The 672-nt window shown below is 67.7% G+C and carries 2 pseudogenes; both read left to right on the top strand.

The annotated features are described in order from the left end of the window. A pseudogene (locus tag J6500_RS31495) lies at positions 1-255 on the top strand (zinc metalloprotease HtpX); the annotation flags it as partial. A gap of 161 nt (positions 256-416) precedes the next feature. Beyond that, positions 417-672, top strand: a pseudogene (locus tag J6500_RS31490) (hypothetical protein); the annotation flags it as partial.

Below are 672 nucleotides of genomic sequence, written 5' to 3'. Positions count from 1 at the left end.
GCCGCGCATCAGGCACCGAACATGGAGGCCGAGCGCAATCCGGCCACCGCGCACATGTTCATCATCAATCCGCTTTCCGGCCACGGCGTCGACAATCTGTTCGCAACTCACCCCTCGACCGCGAACCGCATCGCCGCACTGCAGCAGCTCGCCGCCGAGCTCGGCACGCTCGCCGCGCCGCGCTCGGCCGGTGCAAGCCCTCCGCCGCGCAGCCCGTGGGGCGGCTCGACGGGCCAGCGCGGGCCGTGGGGCTGATGGCACAGGCCGGCCGCGCGCCACCCGCGTGAACGACGCGCGACATAGCCGACGAGAACTAGTCGCTCATCGTTGCAGGCATGTGACGCGCCGAGTACGGCTGTATCATCTCCTCAATTTCGCGCGTCGTCCGGTCAGCCTTGCTCAGAACAATGCTCGTCTTGCGGTCTACGCTTGCCGTCTCGTTCGGCCTGCTGGTGCTATCGGTCGAACCAGGTCACGCCCAGAGCCCCAACTTTCGCAATGCCGATCAGGCGCCGCCGTCCTGGGCGCAGTTCGCCAAGCTGGTGAAATACCGCTTCGAGGAATGGATCGCGGCGGACGAGGCTGTCGCCAACCGGTTCCGCAACTGGGTCACCGAGCATTCGGGCAAGGAGGGCGGCCCGCCGCCCTCGCTGGTGGTGAAGGCCTGGCTCA

Origin of the sequence: Bradyrhizobium semiaridum, from assembly GCF_020329505.1 — a bacterium.
In the GTDB taxonomy this organism is placed as follows: domain Bacteria; phylum Pseudomonadota; class Alphaproteobacteria; order Rhizobiales; family Xanthobacteraceae; genus Bradyrhizobium; species Bradyrhizobium semiaridum.
The sequence above is the reverse complement of the archived record's forward strand: the minus strand, read 5'-3'. Positions and strand labels throughout refer to the sequence as shown.